At 72.5% G+C, this 5,551-nt stretch carries 5 protein-coding genes and 2 pseudogenes; 3 read left to right on the forward strand and 4 right to left on the reverse strand.

The annotated features are described in order from the left end of the window. Positions 1-77 precede the first annotated feature (77 nt). Complete coding sequence (gene galK, locus IH13_RS0120445; protein WP_031086511.1) at positions 78-1,262, forward strand: galactokinase; 1,185 nt, start codon at positions 78-80, stop codon at positions 1,260-1,262. Here the strand turns inward: galK and IH13_RS0120450 are convergent. Further along, positions 1,252-1,689, reverse strand: a pseudogene (locus tag IH13_RS0120450) (GNAT family N-acetyltransferase); the annotation flags it as partial. The gene galK and the pseudogene IH13_RS0120450 overlap by 11 nt on opposite strands. A 267-nt stretch (positions 1,690-1,956) precedes the next feature. Between IH13_RS0120450 and IH13_RS0120455 the strand changes: the two are divergent. Beyond that, a complete protein-coding gene (locus IH13_RS0120455; RefSeq protein ID WP_031086515.1) occupies positions 1,957-2,736 on the forward strand; it encodes a LuxR C-terminal-related transcriptional regulator in 780 nt (259 codons plus the stop codon). On the opposite strand, the gene IH13_RS0120460 is transcribed toward IH13_RS0120455, so the two are convergent. Beyond that, positions 2,698-3,192, reverse strand: coding sequence for a MarR family winged helix-turn-helix transcriptional regulator (locus IH13_RS0120460; protein ID WP_031086518.1), 495 nt, complete (start codon positions 3,190-3,192; stop codon positions 2,698-2,700). The two genes, IH13_RS0120455 and IH13_RS0120460, sit on opposite strands and share 39 nt — an antisense overlap. 87 nt (positions 3,193-3,279) lie before the next feature. On the opposite strand from IH13_RS0120460, the gene IH13_RS0120465 reads away from it, so the two are divergent. Continuing rightward, entirely contained in the window at positions 3,280-4,074 is a 795-nt protein-coding gene (locus IH13_RS0120465; protein WP_031086520.1) for a trans-aconitate 2-methyltransferase, read from the forward strand. Positions 4,075-4,125: 51 nt separating this feature from the next. Here the strand turns inward: IH13_RS0120465 and IH13_RS0120470 are convergent, their stop codons facing one another. Both IH13_RS0120470 and IH13_RS0120475 read right to left on the reverse strand, forming a co-directional pair. Beyond that, positions 4,126-4,812 (reverse strand): TetR/AcrR family transcriptional regulator, encoded by a 687-nt coding sequence (locus IH13_RS0120470; protein ID WP_031086522.1) that lies wholly within the window; start codon positions 4,810-4,812, stop codon positions 4,126-4,128. Next, positions 4,809-5,531, reverse strand: a pseudogene (locus IH13_RS0120475) (acyl-CoA desaturase); the annotation flags it as partial. The gene IH13_RS0120470 and the pseudogene IH13_RS0120475, both read right to left, overlap by 4 nt. Between the last annotated feature and the right edge of the window lie 20 nt (positions 5,532-5,551).

A 5,551-nucleotide genomic window follows, 5' to 3' on the forward strand; every position in this document is an offset into this window, starting at 1 on the left:
CAGCCGTCCCGCGCCGACCTGGCCGCCATCGTCGCCGACGCCTGGACGTTCGCCCGCCGAGAGGAAACCGCCACCCCATGACCGACAACGCCGCGCTGACCGCCTCCTTCACCGAGCTGTACGGACGAGCGCCGGAGGGCATCTGGGCAGCACCCGGACGAGTGAACCTCATCGGCGAGTACACCGACTTCAACGACGGTTTCGTCATGCCGCTGGCCCTGCCGCACGCCGCGCACGCGGCCGTGGCCCGCCGCACCGACGGTGAACTGCGCCTGCACTCCGCCGACGTACCGGGCGGAGTGGTCTCGCTGCGCGTCGACGAGCTGGCCCCGCACGCGGGCCACGGCTGGGCCGCCTACCCGGCCGGGGTCGTGTGGGCGCTGCGCGAGGCCGGCCACCCGGTGACCGGCGCGGACATCGAGCTGACCTCGACCGTCCCGGTCGGCGCCGGGCTCTCCTCCTCCGCCGCCCTCGAAGTCGTCACCGCCCTCGCCCTCAACGACCTGTTCGAGCTGGGCCTCGGCGCCCCGGAGCTGGCCGTGCTCGGACAGCGCGCCGAGAACGACTTCGTCGGTGTGCCGTGCGGGGTCATGGACCAGATGGCTTCGGCCTGCTGCACCGAGGGCCACGCCCTGTACCTGGACACCCGCGACCTCACCCAGCGCCAGGTGCCCTTCGACCTGGCCGCGCACGGCCTCCAGCTCCTGGTCGTGGACACCCGGGTCAAGCACTCGCTGGGCGACGGGGCGTACGCCGAGCGCAGGGCCGGCTGCGAGGCGGGCGCCCGGACGCTCGGCATACCCGCCCTGCGCGACCTGCCGTACGAGGGCCTGGCCGACGCGCTCGCCACCCTGGAGGCGGCCGGCGCGGACGAGTCCGTCGTACGCTACGTCCGCCACGTGGTGAGCGACAACCACCGGGTCGAGCGGGTCATCGAGCTGCTCGACGCGGGCGACGTACGGGCGGCGGGCCCGGTCCTCGACGACGGGCACCGCTCCCTCCGCGACGACCTGCGGGTCTCCTGCCCCGAGCTGGACCTGGTGGTCTCGGCGGCGGGCGAGGCCGGGGCCCTCGGGGCCCGGATGACCGGGGGCGGATTCGGCGGCTCCGCGATCGTGCTGGTCGAGGACGCGGCGGCCGACACCGTCGGCAAGGCCGTGACGGAGGCGTTCACCTCGGCCGGGTACGCCGCACCGGGAATCTTCCCCGCAGTCCCCTCCGCCGGCGCCCGGCGTCTGACTCCGGCCGGTCCAGCCGTTTGACCAGGGTGAACTCGTGGACGCCCGGCGGGTAGTCCTCGACCTCGCCGGCCACCTCGTACCCGTGCTTCCGGTAGAAGGCGGGGGCCTGGAAGTCCCAGGTCTCCAGCCGGGAGCGGGTACAGGCCCGGTCCTCGCGGGCCACGCGCTCCGCCTCCGCGAGGAGCCGGGCCCCGTGGCCCGCGCCGCGGTGGCGGGCGTCGACCCAGAGCAGGTCCACATGGAGCCAGTACGCCCAGGTGCGCCCGGACAGCCCGCCGGCCAGCGCCCCGTCCCCGTCCAGCAGCCATACCTCCAGCGGGAGTTCGTGCTCGGCGGAAGTGGACTGCAGGGCCCGCAGACCGGACGATCCGTCCCAGTTGTCGTCGTGCAGACGACGGCCCAGCAGCAGACGACGTTCCTTGTCCACTTCTGTCTCAAGACGGAACATGAGGCACACCCTAAACACGTTGGACGGTCAGTTCTGCGAATTCCTCTCCGTCGCCCCCTACCCGCCGTACGCTGATGCACAGCACCGGTGGGGGCCGGTGCCGTTTCAGGGGACGAGACAGTCGGATACGACGCCCGGGAGGGCGCCGGACCGTCGCGGCGGCGGCCGCGCGGGGCGGTGACCTCGAACGGACCGGGCGTCGTATCCGCAGGGGTCGCTCCCCGTCGGGGCCGGCCGGGCAGAGGCACCCCAGGGAGCAAACGCAGCATGGGGGTGCCTGTGGCTCGTATCCGGGTTCTCGTGGTGGACGACCACCGCATCTTCGCCGAGTCGCTCGCGGCGGCCCTCGCGGCCGAACCCGACGTCGACGTGTCCGCCGCGGGCAGCGGCCCCGCCGCCCTGCGGTGTCTGGAGCGCGCGGCGTCCGAGAACCGGCACTACGACGTGATGCTGGTCGACGCGGACCTGGGCGTCACGGCCGGCGCCCGTGCCACGGCCGTACCGGACGGGAACGCCCTGGTGGACGGCATCTCACTGGTGGCCGGGGTACGGGCGGGCAGACCCTCGGTCCGCACGGTGGTGCTCGCCGAGAAGGACGACCCCACCCGCGCCGCCCTCGCGCTCCAGGCCGGCGCGTCGGGCTGGGTCGCCAAGGACTGCTCCCTGCAGCGCCTGCTGACGGTCATCCGGGGGGTGCTGCGCGACGAGACGCATCTGCCGCCCGCGCTGCTCACCGGCGTCCTGCGGGAGCTGACCACCGCGCGCCGGCACCGCACCGAGAGCGAGCAGCTCGTGGGGTCGCTGACCCCGCGTGAGCACGAGGTGCTGCGCTGCATGGTCGCGGGCCTGGGCCGCAAGGCGGTCGCGGAGCGGCTCTTCCTCTCCCCGCACACCGTGCGCACCCACATGCAGAACGTCCTGGGCAAGCTGGGTGTGCACTCGACCCTGGCCGCCGTGGCGCTGGCCCGCCGGGCAGGGGTCGGACCGGCGGCGCCGGAGGAGGCCCCGCTACGGGATGTTGTCGAACGGGGCGGTCAACCGGCGTAGCAGTCCGGCCAGTTCGGTGCGCTGCTGAGAGGAGAGCTCGCCCAGGATGGCCCGCTCCTGGTCGAGCAGGCCCGCCAGCGACTGGTCGGCCTTGTCACGGCCCTCGGAGGTGAGCCGGACGAGCACCCCGCGGCGGTCGCTCGGATCGGGCAGCCGCTCGACCAGGTTCTTCTTGGTCAGCCGGTCGATGCGGTTGGTCATCGTGCCCGAGGTGACGAGCGTCTGGGTGAGGAGCTGACCGGGGGAGAGCTGATAGGGGGCGCCGGCGCGGCGCAGCGACGTCAGGACGTCGAACTCCCAGGGCTCCAGATGGTGCTCGGCGAAGGCGATCCTGCGGGCCCGGTCGAGGTGGCGGGCCAGGCGTGAGACGCGGCTCAGGACCTCGAGTGGTTCCACGTCGAGGTCGGGGCGCTCGCGGCGCCATGCAGCGACCAGTCGGTCGACCTCGTCCTCCATGCCGATCAGTGTAGAGGGTCCCTCGACATGAAGTCTCTTGATTCCGAGTATCTTGACATCAAAACAAGTGGCTGGTGACCTGGAACCATGACAGCACCGCTCTGGGACCCCGAGCAGTATCTCCGTCACGCCGGCCACCGCAGCCGCCCCTTCCACGACCTGATGGCCCGCGTCGGGCCGCTGCCGCACGGCTCCCCGCGCATCGCCGACCTCGGCTGCGGGACCGGGGACGGCACCGCCCTGCTCGCCGCGCGCCTGCCCGGCGCCCGCGTCACCGGCTACGACAGCTCACCGGCGATGCTGGAGCGGGCCCGCGCCCAGACCGGCCCCCGCCTCGACTTCGCCGAGGCCGACGTCACGACCTGGGTGCCCGAGGAGACGTACGACCTGATCGTCTCCAACGCCCTCCTCCAGTGGGTCCCCGGCCACACCGGCCTCTTCCCCCGCTGGCTGGACGCGCTTACCCCCGGCGGCGTCCTCGCCTTCCAGGTCCCCGGCAACTTCGACGCCCCCAGCCACACCCTCATGCGCGAACTCGCCGCCTCCCCGCGCTGGCGCCGGGCCCTCGACGGCGTCCTGCGCCACGGCGACGCGGTCGGCGCCCCCGCCGACTACCTCGCAAGCCTCACCGCCCTCGGCTGCGAGGCCGACGTCTGGGAGACCACCTACCTGCACCTCCTGACGGGCGAGGACCCCGTCCTGGACTGGATGAAGGGCACCGGCCTGCGCCCCGTCCTCACCGCCCTGGCCGACGACCCCGAAGCCCGCGACGCCTTCGTCCTGGCCTACCGCGACCTGCTGCGGAAGGCCTACCCGCCGGGCCCGCACGGCACGGTCCTGCCCTTCCGGCGCGTCTTCGCCGTGGCCCGGGCCGGTAAGTGAGCGTCACAGGGCGTCGAGGGCGTCCGACGAGACGTCGAGGTCGCCCGGCCGTCAGTTCTTGCGGTGGCCGATCAGCCGCGGCTTCGCCTCCAGGTTCTCCAGCCCGTGCCACGCCAGATTCACCAGGTGCGCGGCGACCTCCGCCTTCTTCGGCTTGCGGACGTCCAGCCACCACTGACCCGTCAGCGCCACCATCCCCACCAGCGCCTGCGCGTACAGCGGCGCCAGCTTCGGGTCGAAGCCCCGGGCCTTGAACTCCAGACCCAGGATGTCCTCGACCTGCGTGGCGATGTCGCTGATCAGCGACGCGAACGTCCCCGTGGACTGGGCGACCGGGGAGTCGCGCACGAGGATCCGGAAACCGTCCGTGTACGTCTCGATGTAGTCCAGCAGCGCGAACGCCGCCTGCTCCAGCAGCTCCCGCGGGTGCCCCGCGGTGAGGGCGCCGGTCACCAGGTCCAGCAGCTGGCGCATCTCCCGGTCGACCACGACGGCGTACAGGCCCTCCTTGCCGCCGAAGTGCTCGTACACCACGGGCTTGGACACCCCGGCCCGGGCCGCGATCTCCTCGACCGAGGTGCCCTCGAAACCCCGGTCCGCGAACAGGGTGCGGCCGATGTCCAGCAACTGCTCGCGGCGCTCCTTACCGGTCATCCGGACCCGCCGGGCCCGGCGGGTGGGGGAGGTCCTGCTCTTCTCGCCGCTGGTGCTTGAGTCGGTGGCCACGTCCTCAATCATGCCGGGTCGGCGGTGACGGGCTTGCGCCGGGAGGCGATACGCGAGGCGTCCGGCCAGCGCACGTCCCGCGCCCACCCCAGTTGCTCGAACCAGCGGATCAGCCGGGCGCTGGAGTCGATCTGCCCCCGGAGCACCCCGTGCCGGGCGCACGTCGGGTCCGCGTGGTGCAGGTTGTGCCACGACTCGCCGCACGAGAGCACCGCCAGCCACCACACGTTCCCCGAACGGTCACGGGACTTGAACGGCCGCTTGCCGACCGCGTGGCAGATCGAGTTGATCGACCAGGTCACGTGGTGCAGCAGCGCCACCCGGACCAGCGACCCCCAGAAGAACGCGGTGAACGCGCCCCACCACGACATCGTCACCACTCCGCCGACCAGCGGCGGGATCGCCAGCGACAGGAGCGTGAAGCTCACGAAGTGACGCGAGATCCCCCGGATCACCGGGTCCTTGACCAGGTCCGGCGCGTACTTCTGCTGAGGAGTCTGCTCCTCGTTGAACATCCAGCCGATGTGCGCCCACCACATGCCCCTGAGCAGGGCCGGGAGCGTCTCCCCGAACCGCCACGGCGAATGCGGGTCGCCCTCGGCGTCGGAGAACCGGTGGTGCTTGCGGTGGTCGGCCACCCAGCGCACCACCGGGCCCTCCACCGCCATGGAACCCGCCACCGCCAGGGCGATGCGCAGCGGCCGGTTCGCCTTGAACGAGCCGTGGGTGAAGTCTGTCTCTTATACACATC

The sequence above is a fragment of the Streptomyces sp. NRRL WC-3549 genome, assembly GCF_000721935.1.
Taxonomy (GTDB): Bacteria; Actinomycetota; Actinomycetes; order Streptomycetales; family Streptomycetaceae; genus Streptomyces.

Bases quoted from the DNA above. Each gene is read 5' to 3' on its own strand.
- IH13_RS0120455 (WP_031086515.1), top strand. From the start codon at position 1,957: ATGGGGGTGCCTGTGGCTCGTATCCGGGTTCTCGTGGTGGACGACCAC.
- IH13_RS0120465 (WP_031086520.1), top strand. From the start codon at position 3,280: ATGACAGCACCGCTCTGGGACCCCGAGCAGTATCTCCGTCACGCCGGC.
- IH13_RS0120470 (WP_031086522.1), bottom strand. From the start codon at position 4,812: ATGATTGAGGACGTGGCCACCGACTCAAGCACCAGCGGCGAGAAGAGC.
- IH13_RS0120460 (WP_031086518.1), bottom strand. From the start codon at position 3,192: ATGGAGGACGAGGTCGACCGACTGGTCGCTGCATGGCGCCGCGAGCGC.
- galK (WP_031086511.1), top strand. From the start codon at position 78: ATGACCGACAACGCCGCGCTGACCGCCTCCTTCACCGAGCTGTACGGA.